14 protein-coding genes and 1 other annotated feature are annotated in these 22,720 nt (G+C 40.1%); of the genes, 7 read left to right on the top strand and 7 right to left on the bottom strand.

Annotation, left to right across the window (positions count from 1 at the left end; all coding sequences use genetic code 11):
- Together V2H77_RS23710 and V2H77_RS19980 are read left to right on the top strand one after the other, a co-directional pair.
- On the top strand, window positions 1–162 hold a 162-nt coding region (locus V2H77_RS23710; protein WP_445935612.1), incomplete at its 5' end, for a phage tail fiber protein.
- A 627-nt stretch (window positions 163–789) separates the two neighbouring features.
- Window positions 790–1,365 carry an Ail/Lom family outer membrane beta-barrel protein gene (locus tag V2H77_RS19980; protein ID WP_341500209.1) on the top strand — a complete coding sequence of 192 codons (576 nt, stop codon included), beginning with the start codon at window positions 790–792 and terminating at the stop codon, window positions 1,363–1,365.
- A 161-nt stretch (window positions 1,366–1,526) separates the two neighbouring features.
- Here the strand turns inward: V2H77_RS19980 and V2H77_RS19975 are convergent, their stop codons facing one another.
- On the bottom strand, window positions 1,527–2,297 hold the full coding sequence (locus V2H77_RS19975) for a YciC family protein (RefSeq protein WP_265377601.1): 771 nt from the start codon (window positions 2,295–2,297) through the stop codon (window positions 1,527–1,529).
- Window positions 2,298–2,734: 437 nt separating this feature from the next.
- Between V2H77_RS19975 and ompW the strand changes: the two genes are divergently transcribed.
- Window positions 2,735–3,376 (top strand): outer membrane protein OmpW, encoded by a 642-nt coding sequence (gene ompW / locus V2H77_RS19970; protein WP_265377602.1) that lies wholly within the window; start codon window positions 2,735–2,737, stop codon window positions 3,374–3,376.
- 105 nt (window positions 3,377–3,481) lie between these two features.
- On the opposite strand, the gene trpA is transcribed toward ompW, so the two are convergent.
- From trpA to V2H77_RS19940, 6 genes are read right to left on the bottom strand one after another with little or no spacing between them, the layout of a single operon-like run.
- Window positions 3,482–4,288: a tryptophan synthase subunit alpha gene (gene trpA / locus V2H77_RS19965; RefSeq protein WP_341500208.1), complete on the bottom strand. Its 807-nt coding sequence runs from the start codon at window positions 4,286–4,288 to the stop codon at window positions 3,482–3,484.
- Window positions 4,288–5,478: a tryptophan synthase subunit beta gene (gene trpB / locus V2H77_RS19960; RefSeq protein ID WP_341500207.1), complete on the bottom strand. Its 1,191-nt coding sequence runs from the start codon at window positions 5,476–5,478 to the stop codon at window positions 4,288–4,290. The genes trpA and trpB overlap by 1 nt, the downstream gene beginning before the upstream one ends.
- Before the next feature lie 39 nt (window positions 5,479–5,517).
- Window positions 5,518–6,882: a bifunctional indole-3-glycerol-phosphate synthase TrpC/phosphoribosylanthranilate isomerase TrpF gene (gene trpCF / locus V2H77_RS19955; RefSeq protein WP_341500206.1), complete on the bottom strand. Its 1,365-nt coding sequence runs from the start codon at window positions 6,880–6,882 to the stop codon at window positions 5,518–5,520.
- Between the two features lie 2 nt (window positions 6,883–6,884).
- Window positions 6,885–7,883: an anthranilate phosphoribosyltransferase gene (gene trpD / locus V2H77_RS19950; protein WP_341500205.1), complete on the bottom strand. Its 999-nt coding sequence runs from the start codon at window positions 7,881–7,883 to the stop codon at window positions 6,885–6,887.
- Between the two features lie 13 nt (window positions 7,884–7,896).
- Window positions 7,897–8,475, bottom strand: coding sequence for a glutamine amidotransferase-related protein (locus V2H77_RS19945; protein WP_088374243.1), 579 nt, complete (start codon window positions 8,473–8,475; stop codon window positions 7,897–7,899).
- Complete coding sequence (locus V2H77_RS19940) at window positions 8,475–10,043, bottom strand: anthranilate synthase component 1 (protein WP_341500204.1); 1,569 nt, start codon at window positions 10,041–10,043, stop codon at window positions 8,475–8,477. Before V2H77_RS19940 ends, V2H77_RS19945 begins: the two co-directional genes overlap by 1 nt.
- 28 nt (window positions 10,044–10,071) lie before the next feature.
- Window positions 10,072–10,172: a sequence feature (Trp leader region), on the bottom strand.
- A gap of 999 nt (window positions 10,173–11,171) precedes the next feature.
- On the opposite strand from V2H77_RS19940, the gene V2H77_RS19935 reads away from it, so the two are divergent.
- The 4 genes from V2H77_RS19935 (at window position 11,172) to V2H77_RS19920 (ending at window position 22,659) form a co-directional block, all read left to right on the top strand.
- Window positions 11,172–12,809 carry a glycoside hydrolase family 18 protein gene (locus V2H77_RS19935; protein ID WP_341500203.1) on the top strand — a complete coding sequence of 546 codons (1,638 nt, stop codon included), beginning with the start codon at window positions 11,172–11,174 and terminating at the stop codon, window positions 12,807–12,809.
- Between the two features lie 221 nt (window positions 12,810–13,030).
- The gene (locus tag V2H77_RS19930) at window positions 13,031–16,567 is read left to right on the top strand and encodes a Tc toxin subunit A (RefSeq protein WP_341500202.1); all 3,537 of its coding nucleotides are present in this window, start codon (window positions 13,031–13,033) and stop codon (window positions 16,565–16,567) included.
- Window positions 16,560–20,642, top strand: a complete 4,083-nt coding sequence (locus tag V2H77_RS19925) for a Tc toxin subunit A-related protein (protein WP_341500201.1) — start codon at window positions 16,560–16,562, stop codon at window positions 20,640–20,642. Before V2H77_RS19930 ends, V2H77_RS19925 begins: the two co-directional genes overlap by 8 nt.
- 124 nt (window positions 20,643–20,766) lie before the next feature.
- Window positions 20,767–22,659: a glycoside hydrolase family 18 protein gene (locus tag V2H77_RS19920; protein ID WP_341500200.1), complete on the top strand. Its 1,893-nt coding sequence runs from the start codon at window positions 20,767–20,769 to the stop codon at window positions 22,657–22,659.
- Window positions 22,660–22,720: the final 61 nt, after the last annotated feature.

The raw sequence follows: 22,720 nt of genomic DNA, 5'->3' as shown, positions 1-22,720 counted from the left end.
TCTCATCGTCAAAATAAAGATGCGCCGATATTTGCTCAAAATAAACGTGTTAAGAGCGTTAATGGTGATGGAGAAGTCATTTATTATACTGATGGCGAACTATGCGATATCCCCGATGGACGAGTTCTTACTGTTCGAGTTCAACGGCCGGAAAAACCATAATCACGGAGTGCGAGCTCAGTAATTACAAGTATACCCAATAGATTTCGAGTTGCAGCGCGGCGGCAAGTGAACGAGTCCCCAGGAGCATAGATAACTATGTGACTGGGGTGAGTGAAAGCAGCCAACAAAGCAGCAGCTTGAAAGATGAAGGGTATAAAGGCTATCGAAATAATGAGGATAGAGAGTACGGATTTTCATCAGGGATTATTAAAACCGGATATATGTTTTCGACGACTTTGCCAGTTATAGATTTGTGTTGGTTTAGTGTCCATATATCTATTTAGTATTTAGTTGAAATTGCTAGTCCATGTTTAGCTTAATGTAATCTGACGATTATTCCTTTATTAGTTATCACTGTATATTCTATGCAAAATTCCCTGTTGTAAAACAGGGAATTTTTTTGCTTTTTATCTCAATAGTGAAGTGATGAAATGCTATAAGTACGAAAAACAGCCAATTAAGATGGGAAGATTCTCCTGATCAGGGTGGGAAGCGGTTATTACTTTATCTTGTTAAATGAAAACTTAACAAAAAACGGGATTGAGTTGTTTTCTATTGATTGCTGATAAATAATCGCGCCTTGTAATTAGTCTTTTCTATAATTTTATAAAACATTAGGGATTTTCAATGAAAAGAGCATTGGTGGCTTCGGTAGTGGCAGCAGGTCTATCTGTATTCGCATTTGCGGCAAATGCCGGTGAACACACGATTTCGGGTGGTTATGCTCAGAGCCATGTGAAGTTTGATAGTAAGGATTTATCTGATAACTCTTTTGAGAGTAACCTATTTAACGGTAATCCAAAGGGCTTCAACTTAAAGTACCGCTACGAGCTGGACAGTAATTTGGGTGTTATTGGTTCATTCACGTATACCCATTTGGGTAACGATTTATACATTAATAGTAGCAAGGCAGGTAAGTATGAGCTGGATTATTATTCTCTGATGGCGGGACCTACATATCGTTTTAATGAATATGTTAGTGCATACGGTATGGTTGGTGCTGCACGTGGAAAGGGGGAAGTTAAAATCCCTGCCCTTAGTGAATCATATAGCGAGAGCGAGAGTAAGACATCTATTGGTTATGGGGTAGGATTACAGTTTAATCCTATGCCAAATTGGACCGTTGATACATCCTATGAATATTCAAAACTGGGTGATTTTAAAGTAGGCACTTGGGTAGTTGGTGTCGGCTATCGGTTCTAACTGAAATTTGCTAATTGATATTTAATTAGATCTCTTTTCTATAGAATTCCCTGTTGAAAAACAGGGAATTTTTTTGCATTTTAGCTCAATCCAGTTATCACTAGCTTATTCTGCTTACCCCATAGTTTATTGCTATGGGGTTTTTGGTTTGAATCGCTATTTTATATTGATTTTTGTTGTGAAGAGGTAACCAGCATATACAACCGGAACAGATAAATCAGCAAAATGGCTGAAATGAGGTTATTAAACACCCCAAGAATAATCCCTGCCATCTCGTTGTGAATGAATGTTAGGCGGTCAATAATAAATGCCAGCAAGAGCCTCGCGGTCAGCCATAAAAGAATTGCCGGAACCAGCAGGCGAATATTAGCAAATGCCAGTTTCCAGCTTATTTTCATAGAAGCAAAAATGCCGCAACGATCGGTAGTCATAATAACGGGTGATAAAGCCAGTGCGATCGACAAAATAATGCCAGGCACCAGCATAAGCATTAAGCCAAGTTGAATTAGCAGGGTACAGATAAGCAGTAATAGGAACAGTCTCGGTAATTGGGTTGCTGATAAACCAATTGCCTGTAATGAAGAGATACGATTTCCCTCTGAAACTGCCGCGACCAGCGTCAGTACACCACCGACCAGTAGCACGCTGCCAATCATACTGGAGAAAATGGTTCCGATTCCCGCCCGCATGATCATTGACTGTTGTTCTGGAGTCATTTGAGACACCAGCTCCTGAATACCGGCCTTGCCTGAGGTGGCAAACGTAAATTCTGCTTCTGTCAGCAACTTCATCTGTTCGCTGTCAGGAATAAACAGGTGCCCCAATAAGGTGGTAACCAGAGCCGCTAGGGCGGCCAGGGTCAGGGTACTTAACAGTTGATTCTTGAAAAAGTTAAAACTGTCACGGTACAGGGTATTCGCCGTGATTGGCATGAAGACTGCTCCTATCAGGTTAAACAACAATGCATAGGGGATGATTGTACCTTGTTATGGGGAAAGGTGGATAGTAGAAACGAGATGATGCGGATAAATTGATGGTTAGCTGTGATTATTGATGGCGGAAAAAAGTTCTTCACATTATATTTTTAAGATAAAAATAAACATAAAATTAACCTTATTAAAACATAATGGAAATATAATGAGAGAGAAGATAAAACATCTGAATAAATATATAAATAAAAGATTTCTAACTGATTAATAATAAATAAACTTTGATCTAGATCAATTTAAAATAATTCCTAATTGAAATAATAATATTATAAATATACGGTTTTACTGAAATTTTTTAAAAGATGTGATCTGTCTTAGATCATAGTTTCCAATATATGGGTATATTTTTCTGACTTTAAATCACAGGAATGGGACGAATAATGAAAAAAATTTCTGCATTTGTATTAGCAGCGGCAACTTTAGCACCATCATTCGCTTTCGCTCATGAAGCGGGTGACTTTATTTTCCGTGCAGGTAGTGCGACTGTCAGACCCAATACTGGCTCTGATAATGTATTAGGTTTGGGTTCTCTGAGTGCGGATAATAATACTCAGATGGGTTTGACCTTCGGTTATATGATTACAGATAATATTGGTGTGGAATTACTCGCTGGCACACCTTTCCAGAACCGAGTAAGTTTACCGGGTGTCGGGAATATTGCTAAAATAAAAAGTTTGCCGCCGACATTAATGGCGCAATACTATTTCGGCTCTAAAGAAAATAGATTCCACCCCTATGTCGGTATTGGTCTAAACTACACGACTTTCTTTAATGAAAAATTTAATGGCAGTGATGCTGTTAAAGATAGTAATTTGCATAGTCTGGATCTGAAAGATTCCTGGGGTGTTGCCGGTCAAGTTGGTCTGGATTATGCGTTAGATCGAAACTGGATAATAAATGCCTCTGTATGGTGGATAAACATCGAAACGGATGTAAAATTTAAAGCGGGTGACCAGCATCATAAAATTGATACCCGGATTGATCCGTGGGTATTTATGTTTAGTGCCGGTTATCACTTCTGATAAAAAAGCCGCGTTTGTTTGACATGGTTGTTTGATATGAAAAGTATGGGGCAGGTTTTGCCCCATTTTTATACAATACTTTTCACATTACAGTTATTTTTCACACTACAGTTGTGTTGCAGACTTCATTTTTGATACAAATTCAGTTAATTTTTTCAGCATTATTTCCGGCTGAGAAAGATTTTGTTCAATAATTCTAACGACGGCAGAGCCGGAAATGGCGCCCGCTGCTCCACTTGCTAACGTTTCTTTTACCTGCTCAGGTTCTGAAATACCAAATCCTTGTAACGGTGGTGCAGCATGATATTCCCGTAGTTTATTGACTAGATGATTTAACGGTTTTTCACCTCGTCTTTCTATACCGGTTACGCCCGCTCTTGATAATAGGTAGGTATATCCGCGGCTATAAGAGGCAACTTCACGTAATAATTCATCTTCTGCGTTGGGTGGGCAAATAAAAATAGGGGCAATATTATGTTTCATAGCTGCGGTACGGAATGGCCGTGATTCTGACATAGGAACATCTGCGACTAATACTGAATCAATATCTGCATTTTTGCAACGGCGATAGAATTCGTCTATTCCATGATGAAAAACCAGATTGGCATACATTAATAAACCAATAGGAATATCAGGATATTTTGCCCGAATTTTTGTTAATAGTTCAAAACAGAGCGTGGGGGTTACATTTGAGGAGAAGGCACGCAAATTAGCGTTTTGAATGGTTGGGCCGTCAGCCAGCGGATCAGAAAAAGGAATACTTAACTCAAGAGCGTCAGCACCACTTGCAATGAGAGTATCAATAATTTTCAACGATAATTCTGGGGTTGGATCGCCTAGTGTGACAAAGGGGACAAAAGCACCTTGTTTACGACTTTCCAGTTGTTTAAATAGCTGCTCGTAACGTTCCATTAGATTTCCCCTCTGGATTTTAAAATATCGTGGACAGTAAATATGTCTTTATCACCGCGACCGGATAGATTAACGATCAGTAATTGCTCTTTATCAGGAGCTTGATGGATCATTTTCAAAGCATAAGCCAGCGCATGAGAGGATTCGAGGGCTGGAATAATTCCTTCCTCACGGGAAAGGATTTTGAACGCTTCTAATGCTTCATCATCGGTGATGGAAACATAATCAGCCCGTCCAATACTGTTCAGATAGGCATGTTGAGGGCCAACGGAAGGGAAATCCAGACCGGCAGAAATAGAATAAGATTCTTCAATCTGGCCTTCATCTGTCTGCATCATTGGCGATTTCATACCAAAATAGATACCCAATTCGCCATGTTTCAGCGGTGCGCCATGTTTACCGGTTTCAATACCGAGCCCGGCAGGTTCAATACCAATCAGGCGGACCGATGTTTCAGGAATAAATTCCGCAAACATGCCAATGGCATTAGAGCCCCCGCCAACACAGGCCAACACGGCATCAGGCAGGCGTCCCTCTTTTGCCAGAATTTGGGATTTGGCTTCTTCGCCGATCATACGCTGGAACTCTCTAACCATCGTCGGATAGGGATGTGGTCCAGCAGCAGTCCCTAATAAATAGTGGGCTTTATCGTAGCTGCCAGACCAATCACGTAACGCTTCATTGCAGGCATCTTTTAAGGTGGCAGAGCCGCTATGAACTGGAATGACTTCGGCTCCCATCAGACGCATCCGGAAAACATTAGGGGATTGGCGTTCCACATCTTTAGCGCCCATATAAATGCGGCACTTCATATTTAACAGCGCACAGGTGAGGGCGGTTGCTACACCATGTTGACCAGCGCCGGTTTCCGCAATAATTTCGCTTTTTCCCATGCGTTTTGCTAATAATGCCTGACCAAGTACTTGGTTGGTTTTATGAGCGCCGCCGTGTAATAGATCTTCACGTTTCAGATAAAGGCGGGTCTTGGTGCCTTTTGTCAGATTACGGCATAACGTTAGTGCTGTTGGCCTGCCCGCATAATTTTTCAGTAGATCCTGAAATTCTTGCTGGAATTCGGGATCTTGCTGAGCGGCAATAAATGCAGCTTCTAATTGTTCAAGGGCTGGAATAAGGATCTGTGGTACAAATTGTCCACCGAAATCACCAAAATAGGGGTTAAGTTTACTCATTGTTCTGCTTGTCCATTATATGAATCGGGAAATTGTTGCTTATTGGTAACAGCGTAGAAGCTGAAACACTTTATTTAACTTATGACTGCTTTTGATGCCGGGTGCGCTTTCGACGCCAGAATTAAAATCAAGTCCGCAACAGCCATATTTTGCTGCTTGTTGGCAATTTTCTTCATTTAACCCACCGGCTAGCATGACATTGGCGAGTGATTGCTTGTCAAGTAATTGCCAATCGAAACTTTGGCCGGTTCCACCTTTGCCGTTATCAAGTAAATAACGGTCCACATTTTCGGCTTTGGCGTGAAAGGCATCTTTCGACATATCAACTGCTTTCCAAATTTGACAATTTTCAGGTAGTGTTTTTCGCAGTTCCGCAATATAAATTTCGCCTTCTGCGCCATGTAATTGTACCGCAGCCAGAGAAAGGGTACGGGCGGTATGGCTAATGAATGCGGATGATTGATTTTGAAATACCCCTACATATTTGAGATTTGCTGCATTAATAATTTGTTGGGCCTGTTGGATATTAATCTTACGTGGTGAATGCTCAGCAAATATCAAACCACCATAAACAGCGCCTGCCTGTAATACCGCTTTAGCATCTTGTGGACGAGTTAACCCGCAGACTTTATTTTCACCCAGAATCAGTTGGCGTAATGCTAAGTCCAGATTAGATTGGGCCATCAAAGCGCTGCCAATGAGAAAGCCATTAGCATAATGGCTAAGCTCGCGAATTTGTTGATGCTGGTGGATGCCCGATTCGCTAATAACAAGGGTTCCTTCGGGTAACTGTGGCGCAAGTTGTTTGGTACGGTTTAAATCGATAGAAAGATCTCTCAGGTCACGGTTATTGATACCAATAACTTTAGCTTTTAACGCAACCGCTCTGGTTAGCTCTTCCTCTGAGCTGACTTCCGTCAGCACGCCCATATTCAGACTATGCGCAAGTTCAGACAGCGCAATATATTGCTGATCATCAAGGACGGAAAGCATCAACAAAATTGCATCGGCTTGATAATAACGGGCAAGATAAACCTGATAAGGATCGATAATAAAATCTTTGCACAATACCGGCTGGTGAACGGCATCACTGACTAAACGAAGAAATTCATAGTTACCCTGAAAATATTTTTCATCAGTTAATACAGAAATGGCGGCAGCATAAGGCTGATAAATTTTCGCTATGTGAATGGGATCAAAATCCTGACGAATAACGCCTTTAGAAGGAGATGCCTTTTTACATTCCAGAATAAAAACTGTCTGTTCACTGTTTAGCGCTTGATAAAAATCACGATTGCTGGCAACAACGGCATCAATGAAACTTTCTAATGGTTGCTGTTGTTTGCGATTAATAAGGTATTCGGCTTTATCATTAACAATTTTCTGTAAAATGGTGGCTTGCATGATTAACTCCTTGTTGCAAGTGCTATGACTCGTTCATAAGCTCGGCCACTGTGAATGGCTTCGAGAGCTTGTTGGGTGTTATGACGTAAATTTTCCTGTCCATGAATCTTCATTAACAGGGCAACGTTAGCCGCAACGGCATCAGCATGAGCTTTCTTGCCTCGTCCTTGTAACAATAAACTGAGCATTTCACGATTGTCCTCGGGTGAACCTCCTTTTAATGCGGATATTGGATGATGTTGTAAACCAAAATCTTCAGCGTTTAATTGATAATGGATAATTTCTCCATCATTAAGTTCTGCAACTTTCGTTGGCGCATGCAGTGCGACTTCATCCATGCCGCCGCTGTGAACAACTGCGGCCCGTTGATAGCCGAGAACCTGTAAAGTGCGGGCAATAGGTTCAACGAGCTCAGGGCTGTAAACGCCGATTAAAGCCAGTGGCGGACGAGCCGGATTAATCAGAGGACCTAATATATTGAATAGCGTCCGGGTTTTCAGTTGTTGACGTACCGGCATTGCATGACGGAATCCAAGATGATATTGCGGTGCAAATAGGAAACAGATGCCGATTTCATCTAGTGCGCTACGGGCACATTCCGCGCTGATATCAAGGGCGATACCAAACGCTGCCAGCAAATCAGAAGAACCGGATCGACTGGAAACACTGCGGTTGCCATGTTTGGCGACTTTAATTTGGCAAGTTGCGGCGACAAAGGCACTGGCGGTTGAAATGTTGATACTGTTCGTACCATCGCCGCCTGTTCCGACGATATCGCAGAAAGTGTAATCCGGCCGTGGAAATGGCAGGGCATTTGCCAGTAATGCCTGGGCTGCGCCGGCGATCTCCTGGGGTTGTTCACCACGTAATTTCATGCTGATAAGTACAGCAGCGAGTAGTGATTCACTTAATTCTCCTTGAATAATGGCTGCAAATAGTTGCTGGCTTTCTTGTTGTGTCAGTGTCTGTGCGTTAAACAATTTATTGAAAATAGCCTGCATTTTCATCTTCCTTTTAATTTAGTGCCCAGACCAGCGTTTGTTCAAGCAATTTAGCTCCCTGAGTTGTGAGAATCGATTCTGGGTGAAATTGAAATCCACAAACCTTATGTTTGTTGTGACGAACCGCCATAACAGTATCACCACAACGGGCAGAAATAGTCAGTTCGGATGGAATTTTGTTACCCGCGAGAGAGTGATAACGTGCAACGGGTAGAGGGTTTTCCAGATTAGCGAACATAGCCTGATTATCGTGTTCTGCCAGAGAAGCTTTGCCGTGTAGGATTTCATCAGCAGCAGAAATTTCTCCGCCATAGGCTTCAATAATGGCTTGATGCCCAAGGCAGATGCCGATCACTGGGATTTTGCCGATGATTTGTTGCAGTAATTGAGGCATACAACCTGCGTCAGAGGGTTTACCCGGTCCCGGTGAAAGCATCAATAACGGAGAAGATAGCATTCTTAATCGCTGCATAATCATTTCAGTTGCAACAGTATTGCGGTAGATAACAACCTGATGACCATGATTACGTAATTGATCGACAAGGTTATAGGTAAATGAATCCACGTTGTCGAGTAGAAGAATATTTGCCATTAGAAAATCTCCTCTGCCTGATGAGCTTCAATAATTGCACGAATGACGGCTTTTGCTTTGTTACGAGTCTCTTCGGATTCGGCTAAAGGATCGGAATCCAATACGATACCTGCGCCAACCTGAATAGACGCTATGCCATCTTCTACGTAAGCAGAGCGAATAACGATACAGTTATCCATATCCCCTTTGCCGGTGAAATAACCAACAGCACCACCATAACTGCCCCGACGTTCACTTTCATAGTGAGCGATAAGTTGCATTGCGCGTACTTTCGGTGCGCCAGTAAGGGTCCCCATATTCATACAAGCTTGATAAGCATGAAAGATGTCCAAATCATGGCGTAATGTTCCCACTACGCGGGAAACCAGATGCATAACAAAAGAGTAGCGATCAACTTTTGTTAGGTCGGCGACATAGCGGCTGCCCGGTTCACAAATGCGAGCCAGGTCATTACGGGCCAAATCAACCAGCATCAGGTGTTCGGCTAATTCTTTATGATCTGTTCGCATCTCCAGCTCGGTCCGGCTGTCCAGATCGGCATCTAGCTCGCCGGCAGCATTGCGCCCACGGGGACGGGTACCGGCGATCGGGTAAATTTCAATCTGGCGATTGGATGCATCATATTTAAGCGCGCTTTCAGGAGAAGCGCCAAACAGACAGAAATCTTTGTCTTGCATGAAAAACATGTAGGGACTTGGATTGCGGTATTTAAGCTTTTGATAAGCATGAAGCGGTGCCGGGCAGGGTAGAAAGAAGCGTCTTGATGGCACCACCTGAAAAATATCTCCTTGGCGGATATATTGCTGCAATTGTGCCACCATTTCTGCATAGCCATTATCATCCCGATTGTATGAAACTTTCATGGTTGGCAGAGAGATTTGTTTTACGGGTTCAGTCGGTTCGGTAATGAGTTTCGCTAATGTTTTTAATCGTTGCTTAAGGCGTTGCTCTTCTGCCTGAGAATCACTGAAAAGGGAGATTTGCAAACGTGCATTTTTATTTTGGTGGTCGATCACCAATAACGTTTCTGCGAGATAAAAACAGAAGTCAGGACAGCGTTGAACGGTTTTGACGGCGGGCAAGGGCTCAAATCCGGCTACCAGGTCGTAGGAAAAAAGACCGCCGACAAAAATTGCTTCTGCATTATCTGGAGATGAATGCCCTTCCGCCAGTGAAAGCAGAGCACGCAGCGCATCAAATACGGATACCGCTTTTAGGCGATTATCTTCATCTATATTGTGATTGGTTAGCGGGAAGGTAACTTGAAGAACATTATGTGTCATTTCAGATTGGGCGTTGCTGGAAAGTTTGTCAGCCAAAATGGGTAATAAATTCCGGCCATTTTCTGTTAAAGCATCAAAAGTAACCTGATTGCCGTTGGCGCTGATGCGCAAGGCGCTATCGATAATCAGCAGACTTTTTAAGTTTTTTTTACTGTTAATTTCCGCAGATTCCAGCAATAAAGTTGCTGGTCGCTCACCGCAGAGGTGGTTGAATAGCAGAGTAGGATCGGATTGATAAGTGGTTTCCTGCTCGATTACTGTAATTTTGGGTTGTTTATCCGTCATTTTTTCGTCCTATTAATAAATTACACATATAAAAAAACCCGCTGATCAGGCGGGTTTTGGTAGTTTGGCACTGTTGATTTATGTGCGTGACCGTACCGCCCTTACTGGGAAGTTATGCCACCAACGGATAGACGTCATAAATACAGCCATTTTCAGTGCCTCTTTAGTATTGATATAGATGGTATACAAGACAATATCATTCTCACTCGTGTACTAGTAAACTGGAACGAAATTGGTGTGTCAAGGATTTTTTGCGCGTTTATTAGGTTATACCCTATGGATTTCAAGATGCATCGCGACGGCAAGGGATCGAATCCCCGGGAGCATAGCTAACTATGTGACCGGGGTGAGTGAGTGCAGCCAACAAAGAGGTAACTTGAAAGATGACGGGTATATGCAGTTAGAGGTAGGGCCTTAGTTATAAAGTGGTACTCAAAAACGTTGATGATCATAATTAACTTGTTGTGCTATTTCTCGAATTTGAAATGATCAACGTTATAGGTAGTTAATTTCCCAAAGAATCTAGGTTGTGAAAATTTGTTCAAGAGATCATTTTTCTAACCCTATTTTAATATTACTGGAACAAATTTAAGGTTAATTGGCGGGCGTTTTATTACGGTGTAACATAAAATAGTCAATAGCTAGAAATTGAATATTCAATTTTAATAAAATTATTATCTTACTGTCATAAATAACTCATATTATCATTTTACGATATAGTCATGATATATATTTAATAATATTAAATATATAAATCATGCTTCATGAAAAAAAGAATTTAGCGATAGAAAATTTTGGTTAAAAAGTAGAATTGGCTGGATTTTGTTTGAGTCAATAGCCAGGAGGAAAAAAGAGATTATTAATTTTTATATCTGTATATGAAAAAAAGAGGTTTAACAGATATTACGGTGGGAAGTAACATTCAGGACTCTAATATATTGTGTTATTTAAAATTTGAATCCTTATACAGATAAGCTATGCAATCCTTTGTATTCAATACGTTATAAGTATGCCAGGGGGAACGATTTTTAATCTGAATACTTATAGATCTCTACTTAATTCTGGCATAGGTTGCCATGATTTAACTCTCTGATGTTTAAGATAATTGTACTATTAGTGGAGTAAGATATGAGTGAAAATGAACCAAAAGCAGATAGCCAATTAGTGTATGAAACTGATCCACATAAGGTTAAGGACTCGGAAGAAGGTGCGGCGCAAAAAACCTATCGGCTAAATGGTTTTGATCCTAAAACAACCGATGGCGTATTATCGTATACACCGACAAGACTTGCTAAAACTGTTTTTAATACTTACGAGGAGAATGATGATTTTGGCGTTTTCTGTTATTTATCTGATTGGTCAATCTATGATGAACGTTTAGCGCCGATAAATGATGATTCTTTTAAAAAGAATGGCGGCAGAAGTGCTGATTTAATGCGCTTTAAAGGTGATAAAGAAAAAGGAAAGCCGTTTAAAAGAATTATCTTTAGCTTTGCAGGTATTATTGGCGATCCCGGGGAGAAAAGAGCAACTATCATTGCTGCGGCGGGTAAAGATGGATGGAAAATGGGGGATACCGAACAAGATATTCTAGAGAATCACGAAGGCAAACCTATTCTAATTGATCCCTGGGCTGATGTTGCAGCCTATCTTAATTGTGGTTTTACTCAATGGGCGGGCGATCCTGTAGATTTATATCAGCAAGATAAAGCTCAGGGAGTATTAGGAGGACTACGCTTACTTAGAGACGAAAATCCGGATTTGGAAATTTCTGTTAGCGTTGGCGGCTGGTCAATGAGTGGTGCTTTTTATAAAGTTTGTCGTGATGAGAAACTGCGCCAGAGGTTTGTTGACGGTGTTAAAGATTTATACGCCAAATTTGACATGCTAACTCACATTGATCTTGACTGGGAATATCCAGGTTCTGCGGGGGAAGGTAATCAATTTGATGAAGATGATTATAAATATTTTGCTGAGCTTATTAAGGACTTAAAGAATGCAAATATCAGTAATTTGAAAGGAATTAGTATTGCAGCTTCTGCTGATGTAGAAAAAATTAAAGCAGCGCATATTCCAGAATTGATCGCCGCCGGTGTCAATGAAATCAACTTGATGACTTATGATTTCTTTACATTGGGCGATGGAAAACTTTCTCATCATACCAATCTTTATCGCAATAAGGATGATCAATATTCTAAATATTCAGTCGATGATGCAGTTAATTATCTTATCTCTTTAGGGATTAATAAGAAATTTATTTATATTGGCTATTCTGGCTATACCCGTAATGCCAGAACTGCGGAGTTAGAGAGTAAGGATAAGGAACAGCTAATTGGGAAATATACTGATGGAGCATCCACGGTAGGGAGTTTCGAACATGGTGTGATTGAATGGACAGATATTATCTATAACTATGTTGATTATGAAAATCAAATAGGCCGTAATGGCTTTACGGTTTTCCATGATCCTATTGCTAAGGCTGATTATCTTTACAATAAAGATCTCAAAGTATTTATGTCATTAGATACGCCTCGTTCAGTTAGAGAAAAAGGCCGCTATGTTAAAGAAAAGGGACTTGGTGGTTTATTTATTTGGAGCGGCGATCAGGATAATGGCTTGTTAACCAATGCTGCTCATGAAGGATTAGGTCGTAAAGCAGTTAAAAAAGTTATTGACATGGAACCGTTTTATTTCGATGGTGGTGGTGAACTTCCTTCTTACGATAAACCGAAAGAGAAACAGTGTGAAGCATGTAAATTAAATTGAATTTATACTTGAAAAAATCTGACTATTTAAAGTGGTTATATACCCAATGGATTTCAAGATGCATCGCGACGGCAAGGGAGCGAATCCCCGGGAGCATAGAGAACGATGTGACCGGGGTGAGTGAGTGCAGCCAACAAAGAGGCAACTTGAAAGATGACGGGTATAGTCTCTATAACTGTGCTATTCAAGTGTTTCCGATTAATTAGGTTGGGAATAATACAATGGATAAATATAAAAGCATTTCTCGTGACAAACAAAGTATAACAAAAGTATCACCGTTATTGGCTGCGGCGGCAGAAATAAAACCATCAGCAGCGCCAATATTGCCGACAAGTTATATGTTGTCAAACTCAGAGCAGAAGGAAGATAATTCCACGGTTACTCTGGTTAATACACTCCAGCGTCTGGGTTATAACTCAATTTTTGACATTATTGAAGTATCAAAACAGCGATTTATTAAACGCCATAATGAATCTTTATCGGGTCATGCAGAGGTGATTTTTGATAAAGCAGCGAGTGCGGCTAATCAATTGGTACAAAGTTATCGGCAAAGACAATTGAGAGATTACGATGGCGCATCATTAAAAAAAGCGAGTCATCAGGCAAGATATTCTACTTATATTAGTGACAACACTGATGATAAAGAAAAATTACCTGATTATAGCAACTTATTTCCTGAACCTTGGGATGATTTCTGTCAGCCAAATGCTATTGAGGCTCTTGATAGTCCGGTAAATTACCTGCTTGATCTTTATAAATTTGTACAACAAATAGAGTTAGATGGTTCCAATAATGCGGTGGGATTGGAGCAAAGGCGTGCTGATATTCCTGATTTATTACTGAATAGTGATAATCTTTATAAAGAGATTACGGCAATATCTATTGTGAATGATGTGTTGTCGAAGAGCGCCAGGGAATATATTGATCAGACAGGCCATGCAGATAAACCGGTTAATCAGGTTTTGGGAGAGACTCGTTTTCCATTTACATTACCTTATAGTTTGCCTTCTCAACAGATCAATAAAGGTTTGGCTGAAAAAGAGACTGAATTAGGCACGATTATTCAGCAAGTAGATCAACAATTTCCTTGGCATATTTTAACTGAAAAGCGTGATCAGGCTTTGCTTGCCTATACTCAATTAAGTCAGGAACAAATGACTTTACTGACAGAGAAAAGTCCATTTGCACAAAACTTTTTGTCACGTGAGCAACTTATTAACAGCTATTTCAGTGCCAGCACAACAGAAGTATTACCTGAGCATGATGTTGCAAAACATGCTTATATTATTCATGCTGATGAAAATATCACAGGCCCGACATTGTTGAGTGATAATGTTGATAAAGCCTATGATGAGATTGTCATCACTTGTGAAAATAAAGCTAAAGAGACGATCAAAGTTAAACTTCGTGGCGAAAATGTTCTGACTTATAATCGTGTAAAAGCGAGGATGGAACCTTTTAATAATTCATCGCCATTCAGCCGACAGTTAAAATTGACTTATGTAGAAAGTGATAATAGTGATATTGGTAATTTAGATAATGGTCCTTTCTTTGGTGAAATGACAGTTTATGCTGCGGTACCAAAAGAGAACACAAATAATAGTTCGGTAAACATTGAAGGTATTAACTTCTTGACCATGACTTACCGTTTTGCGATTGCTAAACAAGGTACTTCACAATCAGAATTATTACCGGAAGCTGAACAATTTTTCCAGGATAATTATGGTGTTTCTGCGGATGACAGCGTGAAATTAAAAGAGGTTCTATCTTTTGGTCAACAAACAGGATCGAAAGTGACAGATCTCGAACACTTGTTTAATAGTGGTGATTTTCGGCCTTTAGTTTCGCCAAATGTGGTATTTTCTAACCCTATTTTTAGTAGTGGTCAAACATCAGAACACTTTCCAGCACCTTACCATTATGGTGGTGTTTATATAAATGCGGGGCAATTGGATGCATTAAGCATTGTGAGAACCGACTCTGGACGCGAAATAGATGCAGTTTCTGATTTTCGTTATGATCGAATGAACCGCTTTATCCGTTTACAGCGTTGGTTGGGGTTACCTTATCATCAGCTTGATTTACTGGTAACTTCAGCAATAAAAGCTGAATCCAATAATACCGATCTGGCTATTTCTAATAATACATTGAGAGCATTGGGTTTATTCCGCCATTTATCGACACAATATAAAGTATTGCCGGAAACGTTTGCTGGATGGATATATCAAATTACGCCATTTGCTATTAGTAATAATATTCCATTTTTTGATCAGCTTTTTAATCAATCTAAACTTTTTGACCAGCCTTTAATTCTGGATGGAAAAGAATTTAATTATACAGAAAATCAAGGCGATGGAGCAAAAACAGTTAAACAATTGTGTGCAGGGTTAGCTATTTCTTTATCCACGTTTCAAGTGATTGCCCCTATTGTTGAGAAGGCACTGAAATTCTCTTCTGGCAAATTGGCGCGTAATCTTGATGTCATGTCTAGGCTTTATCGCTTGGTGACGATTCCACGATTATTCGGTTTTTCTGCGGAAGATGGATTAATTCTGGCGGATATTTTAACCGATAAAAGCGAATATCTGGCAAATATACCGGCTTTAGGAGACAAAAATGACATCCTCAGTACTATTGCTCAAATGGAGGTTTTAACTTCCTGGCTCGCTAAAACAAAACTGACACCGATCAAACTTTCCTTATTATTAGGTAAAACTCAGCTTCCAGTAGTGCCAACAAGTGGCATGTTAACCTTTTATAAGGGAATTTCTGATGGTCTCACTGATAATGTACGTTTACAAGAATCTGATTTTAATCGGCAGGAAATAAATAATATAGATTGGTGGACCGTTCTATCAGATGAACATGGCGTTTTCGATAAGGATAACGGTTTAGTCAAAGATATTCCATTGATATGGGGAAAAACAGATGAAGAATCTCTAAGAAAGGAGATTGAAGATATTGTAAAAGAAAAAGAGATAAACCCAGATAATAATCAAATTAATATTGTCGTGCAGATCATATTGCAAGCTAAAACCGCACAGGAGAGTCTATTGTCTAGCGCTATTGCGGGTGAATATGGGGTATCAAGAGATATCGTTCCACTACAATTGCGTTGGTTAGGAAGTAGTGTTTATTTAGTTTTGAAAATGGTGTTAGAGAATACACCAGAAAAAGTTGAAGATATTAAAAAAGAGTTTCTGGACTTGACTTATAGTCTGTTAGTTTATACTCAATTAATTAATGCGTTGAGCATAAGTAATAATTTATTGTTATTGCGCCTGACAAATCCTAAATGGCTTGGGCTAAACCTAGATGAAACAACAGAAATATCACTGTCACTAGATGAAATTTTTTTGTTGAATCGCTATCAAGATTTACTGGAAAATGCGAAACAAAATGAAGATAAAATTCAGGAGTATTTTACTTTCGCTAACAGTGAGATTGTACCGAAAACAGAAGAGGATGATGACAATTATAAATGTGCGCAATTACTGGCTGAAATATTAGATTGGGACCCTGATGAAATTTATCTTGCTTGTGAAAAAGAAGGATTAGAAAGAAAACGTGCCATGACTTTATCTCAAATAGATTGGATACGACGGCTACAACAATTTTCTGTGAAAACCAATTTATCCGTTGAGCCTTTATTAGGTGCTGGCGCACTTGATGTTAATTCAAGTTTTGAAGCTTTCCAAAACATCGGTGAAGCGGTAATGGCTGCATTAAAAGCGCAAGGAGATGATGAGAATGTCTAATTTAATTGAAGCAAAATTACAGGAAAATTTGCGTGATGCATTGGTTGACTATTATCTTGGTCAGATTGTTCCGCATGATACCGCTTTTCAATCTCAACGTGAAAAAATTAAAAATGTTGATGACTTGTATGATTTTCTATTATTAGACACACAGGTTTCTTCCAAAGTAAAAACAGCCCGTGTCGCGCATGTTACCCAATCGGTACAACAATATATTAACCGTATTGTTTTGAATTTAGAGTCAGGTTTATCCATGACTCAGGAAGAGGCAGACAATTGGCAGGAGTTTGCTAATCGTTACGGTTATTGGGCGGCTAATCAACAACTGGCTATTTACCCAGAAGTTTATGTTGATCCCACATTACGTTTAACTAAAACAGAATTCTTCTTCCAACTTGAAAGCGCGCTTAATCAAGGCAAGCTTACCGATGATGTTGCTCAGAAAGCGATATTGGGATATTTGAATAATTTTGAAGAGGTGAGTAATTTAGAAGTTATTGCTGGTTACGAAGATGGGATTGATATTGCCGATGATAAGATCTATTTCATTGCCAAGACCCGAACTCAACCTTACCGTTATTTTTGGCGAACTTTAGATGCCCAACAGCGTAATAATCTGACTGACGAACTCTATCCTACCGCTTGGGGTGAGTGGAAGCTGATTAATGTTCCTTTAGAAAATGCGTATAATAGTGTTATTCGTCCGATTATTCTAAATAACCGATTATATATTAGTTGGTTTGAAGTTTCTGAAGAAAAACAAGATAAAGATAATAGTATTAAATATCGTACCAAACTTAATTTGGCCCATTTGGCATTTGATGGTACCTGGAGTACCGGCACTACCGTTCGTGAAGATTTACTTGACCATTCAATGAAAGAGTTGATTGCGGTTCTCGATCGTACCGGAGACGTTGAACGTTTAGCGTTGGTCGCATTTGTGCGCTTAAAAGGTACGGATCAGGGAACGCCGTATGATTATGATGAAGTTTTCACTTATGTTTGTGACAACTTATTAATGGAAGCAACGGATTTGCCTAAATCCACTTCAAGGTTATCTGATCTGGATGCATATGGTGCTGCTTTAGTTTGGTTCTATTTTCGGGAACCTTCGAATGGCGGGCCAGAGGAATATAAGCAATTAGTTCTTTATCCCGTAAATAATAATATGCAGTGGCCGATAGCCGAACCACCAACATTTGAAGGACAATTAGGTAAAATAGACGATTTCAAGTTGGATGCGACTTATGTTGATGGGACATTGAATATGTATTTGACGTCCACTTCAACGTATCAATATGATTTTAGCATAAGTAAAAATATCCTTTATTGTATTTGGCTGGAAGATAGCAACGGTGAACGCTGTTGGCTTGATTATAAAATACTGACTCCAGAAGATTATAATCCAAAATTAAGTGTGGCATTGAAGCGGTGTGATCGAAATGATGTGATGGTTGTTACAGGCTTTAGTCTGCCGTCAGAAACTGGAGCTGATATTGCCGGCAGAATTAAGACTAAACTGAGTGTAGGTAAATCGCTTCGTGCTAAGGTTCAGATTAAACAGACTAAACAAACTCAATATTTACAATTTCCAAAAGAAGAGCAACCAGAAAGTTGGTACTCTGACAAAGCGATTCGTTTAAATACCCTTTTTGCAAAAGAATTAATTAGTAAGGCGAGTCAAAAACTGGACAAAGTTCTCAGTTGGGAAACTCAAAATATTCATGAAGAGCCGATTACCGGCAATGTTTCAAAACCTATCGACCTTAAAGGGGCAAATGGTATTTATTTCTGGGAATTATTCTTCCATATGCCATTTATGGTGGCTTGGCGGTTTAATGTCGAACAACGTTATGAAGAAGCCAGTCGCTGGATAAAGTTTATTTTTAATCCTTTTGAAAGTAATGATGAACCGGCGTTGGAACAAGATAAGCCGCGTTATTGGAATAGTCGTCCGATAATTGATGAGCCCAAGAGATTACGTAGTCTGATAGAGCCGGCTGATCCTGATGCAATTTCTGCCAGTGAACCTATTCATTATCGTAAAGCTATTTTTAACTTCTACGTTAAGAATGTTATCGATCAGGGCGATATGGAATATCGCAAATTACAGCCTACTGCCAGAACGCTGGCACGTCTGAGCTATGCAACGGCAAGTTCATTATTAGGCGCGCGTCCTGATCTCCAATTAGCCAGTTCCTGGCAGCCGATAACCCTTGAGGATGCATCCTATAAGAAGAGTAGCGCAGTACGTGCATTGGAAATGATCAGTTATCCTTTGCCTTATGCCCCGGTGGTTCATGATAAAACGATTCATGCGCTGGATAATGATCTCTTTATGAAACCTATTAATGAAGAGTTAACGGCCCTGTGGGATAAAATAGAGAACCGGATTTATAATTTACGCCATAATTTAACCCTAGATGGTAAAGAAATTTCTATGGATCTTTATGATTCGAAAATTTCTCCTCGTGGATTAATGAATCAGCGTTATCAGCGGGTTGTTGCTGCCAGAAATGCCAGCAGAATGAATTTCAGAGTGCCAAATTATCGTTTTGAGCCGATGTTAGCGCGGGCGAAATCGGGCGTTGATACATTGATACAATTTGGCAGCACGTTGTTAAGCCTATTAGAGCGGAAAGATAATTTGAGTTTTGAATCATTTCAGATGGTTCAGAATAATGATCTCTACCGTTTTGCTGTTGACCTCCAGCAACAAGATATCAATATTAATCAGGCCAGTCTTGATGCGTTGCAGGTGAGCAAACAATCTGCTCAGGAGCGGTACGAACATTATAAAAGTCTTTATGATGAAAATATTTCGTCAACGGAGCAGCAGGTTATTGAATTGCAATCTCAGGCATCTTCTGCCTTATTGGCTTCGCAAGTCTCAAGAACGGCGGCGGCGGCCCTGGATTTAGTTCCCAATATTTATGGATTGGCCGTTGGGGGGTCACATTGGGGGGCAGCTTTAAATGCGGTTGCTGAAATAGCAACTTTGAAACATCAATCTGATAGCACTAAAGCTGACAGCCTCAGTGTTTCTGAATCTTATCGCCGTCGCCGGCAGGAGTGGGAGCTGCAATATAAACAGGCTGAATGGGAAGCAAAATCTATTGATCAGCAGATTAATATTCAGCAGTTGCAGGTCAGCGCCGCACGTAAGCGTTTGGCGCAAGTTGAAGCGCAACAACAACAATCTCAGGCACTGTTGGCTTATTTCTCCAGCCGTTTTACTAATGAAAGTTTATATACTTGGATGATTAGCCAGATTTCAAGCCTTTATTTACAGGCTTATGATGCTGTTTCATCGCTGTGTTTATCCGCACAAGCCTCTTTACAGTATGAGCTTGGATTAGGAGAGCAGAATTTTATTGATGGCGCGAGTTGGAATGACCTTTATCAAGGGTTGTTGGTCGGTGAGAATTTGAAATTGGCTCTGCAACGTATGGAACGCACTTATGTTGAGCAAAATTCACGTAAATTGGAAATTATCAAAACGATTTCGCTTAAATCTTTATTGGATGAGTCTTGGGAAGATAATCTCAGAGCTTTAAAAGCGCATAATGCAATTACCTTTAATTTGGATGAATTAAAACAATTTGGTGCAGATTATCCGGGGTTATTTAATCGGCGGATTAAATCTGTTTCAGTGACATTGCCTATGTTAATTGGGCCTTATGAAGATATCTGCGCCAAATTAAGTTTGTCGGGTGTGAGCAGTTATACGACAAAAGCGGATCTCAAAACTGTTGAAAAGATGTTAAAAGAAGGAATTCGGGCGGAAACGCCTTATACGGTCCGCAGCATACAACCTAATCAACAAATCGCTTTATCTACGGGTATTAATGATAGCGGAATGTTTACGCTTAATTTCGATGATGAACGTTTCTTACCCTTTGAAGGCGTAGGGGTAGGATCGAGTTGGAATTTCCAATTTACCAATACCTCGCAGGATTTAGAAAGTTTGACCGATGTTATTCTTCATATTCGATATACCGCGCAGGAAGGGTCTGCATCATTTGGCACGGCTGTTAAAGCATTATTGAACAAGGAAAACCCAGATTTGGCATGACGAGAATTAAGAATTAAATGAATCAGTCATCTGAATTTAAAGTTCTTACTCGTTATCATTAACATTCAAATTAGCCTCTTCTATTTATGTGGAGGCTAAATATAAATCGCATTGGAGTTTATAAATGGTAAACAAATATACTTATACCTCATCGAAATCCATGTCCGACATAAGTGATATTATTGGTGAACCATTAACCGCATGGAATAATCAGGCAGGGGGCCAAGTTTATAATGTTATTTTTAATAGTGGTGTTTATACCAATACCTATTGGGTTGAGCGCTGGCATATTCCCGATCCTGAGGCTAAAGAGGGAACACCGCATAATGCCTGGAAATATATTCGTCAGGCGACGGACGAAGAGATAAAACAACATGGGAATCCTACCGATGGGCGTGTTGACCCAACCGAAGATATTCCTTCACCGGTTTTACAACCGGATGCTATTACAGAACAAACCTATCAAAGACCGGATGTTAATTTTAAACCGGATGGTTCAGCGGGCAACCTTTCTTATACTGCGACGCGTGTTTGCCGCCCGATGTTTAATGAATATGAAAGCGATAAATCCAGACCGAAACTTTCTGCTTATATTACTGATTGGTGCCAATATGATGCGCGTTTAGATGGTGAGGATAAAGGGGCGGATTATCGGGGCAGAGGATTTGATTTAAGTACTATCAATGTGACTGCCTATGATAAATTAATATTCAGCTTTTTGGGTATTTACGGTGATACTGGCGTAAAAGGAGATAAGATCAAAGAAGTGGCGGAGGGTTGGAATAGCCAGAGTGAAATAAAAATTACGGAAGGCCATATTGTTCCACTTGATCCTTATGGTGATTTAGGGACTGCCCGTAATGTGGGATTACCGAAAGAAAGTGCGAATACTGATATCGGGCCAGGAACATTTTTGCCTTATTATCAACAAAAGAGAGCTTCGGGTTTATTAGGTGGGTTACGCGAATTGCAAAAAACGGCGCGTTTATCTGGCCATAAACTTGAATTAGCTTTTAGTATTGGCGGCTGGAGTATGTCCGGTTATTTCTCCGTGATGGCGGCTGATGAGACAAAACGTGGTGTTTTTGTTGACAGTATTGTTGATTTTTTTGAGCGCTTTCCTATGTTCAGTTGTGTCGATATTGACTGGGAATATCCCGGCAGCCCAGGTGAGGAGGGTAATATTTATGATCCGGAAAAAGATGGAGAACATTACGCTCTGTTAATTAAAGAATTACGTCAGTCTTTGGATAGTCGATTTGGGCGAGAGGATAGAAAAGAGATCTCCATTGCTTGTAGTGGTGTAAAAACGAAATTAGCAACATCCAATATTGCCGAATTAGTTAAGAATGGTCTGGATAATATTTTCTTAATGAGTTACGACTATTTTGGTACCGGGTGGGCGCCTTATATCGGTCATCATACGAATCTCTATTCGCCAAAAGATCCTGATCCGTCAGGTGAGTCTGATTTATCCGCGGAAGTTGCTATTAATTACTTACATCAGGAGCTTGGCGTACCTTTGGAGAAAATTCATTTAGGCTATGCTAACTATGGTCGTGCAGGGAAAGGGGCAAATCTTGAAACGCGCGGATATAATCAACCTGGCGATGCGTTAGGAACAATGGAAAAAGGCTCGCCTGAATTCTTTGATATTGTTAATAATTATCTGGATAGTGAACACACTCTCGCTACCGGGAAAAATGGTTTTGTGTTAATGACGGATACCAATGCTGATGCCGATTTCTTGTTTAGTGAAAAAGAGGGACACTTTATTTCATTAGATACCCCTCGCACGGTGAAGCAGAAAGCGGAATACGTCGCTAAGAATAAATTGGGCGGCATATTTTCTTGGTCAGGCGATCAGGATTGCGGCTTGTTGGCGAATGCAGCCAGAGAAGGGATGGGCTATATTGCCAAATCTAATGATGAGACCATCGACATGGGGCCACTTTATAATCCGGGTAAGCCCTATTATTTGAAATCTATTGGCGAGATGAAGAAAAACGCTGATTAATTCTTCTTTGCCAGTAAAAAGGGATATCATTTTTCTTATCCGTCAATTTTTTCATTCTTAA

Source organism: Photorhabdus sp. P32, assembly GCF_038085095.1.
Taxonomy (GTDB): Bacteria; Pseudomonadota; Gammaproteobacteria; order Enterobacterales; family Enterobacteriaceae; genus Photorhabdus; species Photorhabdus luminescens.
The sequence above is the reverse complement of the archived record's forward strand: the minus strand, read 5'-3'. Positions and strand labels throughout refer to the sequence as shown.

What these genes read in the sequence shown, in the direction of transcription:
- V2H77_RS19935 (WP_341500203.1), top strand. Translation starts at nt 11,172, where the DNA reads ATGAGTGAAAATGAACCAAAAGCAGATAGCCAATTAGTGTATGAAACT.
- V2H77_RS19945 (WP_088374243.1), bottom strand. Translation starts at nt 8,475, where the DNA reads ATGGCAAATATTCTTCTACTCGACAACGTGGATTCATTTACCTATAAC.
- trpA (WP_341500208.1), bottom strand. Translation starts at nt 4,288, where the DNA reads ATGGAACGTTACGAGCAGCTATTTAAACAACTGGAAAGTCGTAAACAA.
- V2H77_RS19925 (WP_341500201.1), top strand. Translation starts at nt 16,560, where the DNA reads ATGTCTAATTTAATTGAAGCAAAATTACAGGAAAATTTGCGTGATGCA.
- V2H77_RS19940 (WP_341500204.1), bottom strand. Translation starts at nt 10,043, where the DNA reads ATGACGGATAAACAACCCAAAATTACAGTAATCGAGCAGGAAACCACT.
- trpB (WP_341500207.1), bottom strand. Translation starts at nt 5,478, where the DNA reads ATGAGTAAACTTAACCCCTATTTTGGTGATTTCGGTGGACAATTTGTA.
- ompW (WP_265377602.1), top strand. Translation starts at nt 2,735, where the DNA reads ATGAAAAAAATTTCTGCATTTGTATTAGCAGCGGCAACTTTAGCACCA.
- V2H77_RS19920 (WP_341500200.1), top strand. Translation starts at nt 20,767, where the DNA reads ATGGTAAACAAATATACTTATACCTCATCGAAATCCATGTCCGACATA.
- V2H77_RS19930 (WP_341500202.1), top strand. Translation starts at nt 13,031, where the DNA reads ATGGATAAATATAAAAGCATTTCTCGTGACAAACAAAGTATAACAAAA.
- trpCF (WP_341500206.1), bottom strand. Translation starts at nt 6,882, where the DNA reads ATGCAAGCCACCATTTTACAGAAAATTGTTAATGATAAAGCCGAATAC.
- trpD (WP_341500205.1), bottom strand. Translation starts at nt 7,883, where the DNA reads ATGCAGGCTATTTTCAATAAATTGTTTAACGCACAGACACTGACACAA.
- V2H77_RS19980 (WP_341500209.1), top strand. Translation starts at nt 790, where the DNA reads ATGAAAAGAGCATTGGTGGCTTCGGTAGTGGCAGCAGGTCTATCTGTA.
- V2H77_RS19975 (WP_265377601.1), bottom strand. Translation starts at nt 2,297, where the DNA reads ATGCCAATCACGGCGAATACCCTGTACCGTGACAGTTTTAACTTTTTC.